Here is a 2,693-nt window from a genome sequence, read left to right as displayed (position 1 = left end):
CGCAGGAGTCTTCGCGCCTGGAACGTAGATCAACAGGATGCCAAAATCAATAAACTTTAACATAGCCTTTCGTTTAAAAATTATTTAACTGTCGCAATTTCTAACAAGTCAGCTTGAACGAGAATCTTTTTTAGCTCCTCAATCTTCTCAGCACTTAACGGACGAGCTGGCGCAAGAACGTTTGTGGAAATGTCCAGACCCCTCAATTTCATGGCTTCTTTTACGACACTGACAAATGGTGAATCTAGTTTGTACATAGTCGGCATAAGAGCGATGCGTTTATGTAATTCTACTGCTTCATCAAAACGCTTCTCTTGGAATGCCTTGTACACACCAATCCCTAGTTCAGGAGCGAAATTGACAGAGGCGCTAATCGCACCGTCTCCCCCTAGACTCAATGTTGGGAATAAATGATCATCAAAACCGGCGAAAACGACAAAATCAGGATGTTTGCCTTTAACGGTTAAAATCATATCGCGAATATGTGAAACGTTTTCAACCGTTTCCTTAATTCCGACGATATTATCATGTTTATCCACCAATTTAAGGACGAATTCCGGACTCAAATCCTGTCCTGACATAGTAGGGAAATTGTAAAGTAGAATTGGCAAGTGAACAGAGTTGGCAATCTCACTATAATGAGCAAATAAATGTTCCTCGGTCAAAGACCAATAGTAAGGGTTGATGACCACAACCGCATCTGCTCCTACTGATTCCGCATGTTGGCTGAGCAGAACGACTTCACGTGTATTCGTACTGCCCGTACCAATTAAGACAGGTACCCTGCCGTTCACATATTCCGTTGTAAACGAAGCTACTTCTTTACGTTCCTCCACTGACATTTGCGAAAACTCGCCACCCGTGCCAAGAAAGAACAATCCATCCACACCTGAATCTATTAAAAAATCAATAACGGTTGCCATTCCCCTTTTATCAAGTTCTCCTTGTTCATTAAAAATGATCGATACTGGCGGGATAATTCCCTGAATTTTTTTGGTTGTCATTAGATTTTCCTCCTGTTCATTTAAATGATCTCAAATCTATCTTTATTGTTGATCAGCAGCTTTCTCGACCCATTCTCTCATGGATTTAAACATAATCCAGACAGTCGTTGCCCCAGCATCTTGATGGCCGATTGCTCGTTCACCAAGTGACTTTGCTCTACCAAACTTCGCGACATATTCTTTCGACTTCTCGACGCCGATGGCTGCACATTTCTCAGCGGCGACAAGCCCATCTAGTAAACTTTGATTTGCTTCGACACTTTGTTTGATCCCACCGGCCGCAGGCTCAAGTGCATCAATCATCGTTTTATCTCCTAATTCTGCTTTCCCGCGTTCCTTAATAGATTTCACTGAGCCCTCAAGAATTTGTGCCAATAACGGCAAGGTCATTTCTTCCTGGGGATCAAGACCCTTCACACCTCCCGTAAACAATGTGCCAAAAATAACACCAGACGCTCCACCCATGTTCGCAATCATTGACATCCCAATCGTTTTAAAGACCTCATTAATCGTCGTAAACTCTTTTAGGTTTAAGTTTTCTTCTGCTTTGGTAAAACCAACCGACATGCCAATCCCATGATCTCCATCACCGATAGCGCTATCAATTTTGGTTAAGAACGGCTTATTCTCGCGGACTTGTTCGCCAACATACAGGAACATTTCCTTTACTTGTGCGGCAGTCAACTTCACTTCTTGGATACTATTTGGCATAAACGCTCCCTCCAATACTTGTAGGTACCAATCCTTTTTTGTAATACGGTGAATCAGCTGGTGCATTATATAAATCTTTTAATTCATCATCTAACTTCAGTAAAGTGATCGAAAATCCAGCCATTTCTTGTGTTGTACAATAGCTATTAACCTCCATGTCAAAAGCGACTATCTCTTTTTCTTCTAAAATTTGCGCTACTCTGCGGTTAACGATTAATAGTTCCATTAATGTCGTGGACCCAAGACCATTCACTAGTACCGCCACTTCATCGCCTGGCACAATATTGCTTTCCACTAACAATTTCTCCATCAACTTATCGGTTAACTCGTCAGCAGGCATCATTTTTGTACGTTCCATTCCTGGTTCCCCGTGGATGCCCATGCCCACCTCAATTTCATCATCACCAAGAGTGTATGGCGGCTCAGTCGCACCGGGAATGGATCCAGGAGCTAAGGCAACACCAATTGAGAATGTTTGATCATTTGCTTTTTGGGTTACTTGGGTGACTTCTTCTAATGACAGTCCTTTTTCTGCCGCTGCACCCGCAATCTTGACGACGAAAATATCGCCGGCGATTCCTCTGCGATCACCTTTTCGTTCTACAGGAGCAGATGCCACGTCATCGGTAACGAGGACGGTTTTCGTTTGAATATCTTCCATTTCTAGTAATTCTTCTGCCATACCGAAGTTTAAAACATCACCAGAATAATTTCCGTAGATAAAGAGAACACCCTTACCTGAATCCACCGCTTTAGCTACTTCAAACACATTCGTTGGTGGCGGCGCTGCAAAAACATTCCCCAGTGTGACACCATCAGCAAGTCCTTCCCCAATTAACCCTAAGAACAAAGGTTCGTGGCCGCTGCCGCCGCCAGTCACGATCGCCACCTTATCTTTACGATTCCGACGAATGATTCCGTTTACATTTTCAACTTTTTGATAAGTACTTTTATAAGCTGCCAAGAAGCCTTCGATGG

The 2,693-nt window shown here is 43.0% G+C and carries 3 protein-coding genes; all 3 read right to left on the bottom strand.

The features are described from left to right. Nucleotides 1-80: 80 nt before the first annotated feature. Genes V7137_RS13185 through V7137_RS13175 form a run of 3 tightly spaced genes read right to left on the bottom strand, consistent with a single transcriptional unit; the run spans nucleotide 81 to nucleotide 2,691 of the window. Nucleotides 81-1,004 carry a dihydrodipicolinate synthase family protein gene (locus V7137_RS13185; RefSeq protein WP_335698512.1) on the bottom strand — a complete coding sequence of 308 codons (924 nt, stop codon included), beginning with the start codon at nucleotides 1,002-1,004 and terminating at the stop codon, nucleotides 81-83. 42 nt (nucleotides 1,005-1,046) lie between these two features. Then, nucleotides 1,047-1,715, bottom strand: a complete 669-nt coding sequence (gene dhaL / locus V7137_RS13180; RefSeq protein WP_335698511.1) for a dihydroxyacetone kinase subunit DhaL — start codon at nucleotides 1,713-1,715, stop codon at nucleotides 1,047-1,049. Further along, nucleotides 1,705-2,691, bottom strand: a complete 987-nt coding sequence (locus V7137_RS13175; RefSeq protein ID WP_335698510.1) for a dihydroxyacetone kinase subunit DhaK — start codon at nucleotides 2,689-2,691, stop codon at nucleotides 1,705-1,707. The genes dhaL and V7137_RS13175 overlap by 11 nt, the downstream gene beginning before the upstream one ends. Nucleotides 2,692-2,693 lie beyond the last annotated feature (2 nt).

Origin of the sequence: Neobacillus drentensis (assembly GCF_036962765.1) — a bacterium.
Taxonomy (GTDB): domain Bacteria; phylum Bacillota; class Bacilli; order Bacillales; family Cytobacillaceae; genus Neobacillus; species Neobacillus drentensis_C.
Note: the sequence above shows the minus strand (reverse complement) of the source record. Positions and strands in the feature narration are given on the sequence as shown.

Excerpts from the sequence above, each read along its gene's own strand:
- V7137_RS13185 (WP_335698512.1), bottom strand. The coding sequence starts at position 1,004 with ATGACAACCAAAAAAATTCAGGGAATTATCCCGCCAGTATCGATCATT.
- dhaL (WP_335698511.1), bottom strand. The coding sequence starts at position 1,715 with ATGCCAAATAGTATCCAAGAAGTGAAGTTGACTGCCGCACAAGTAAAG.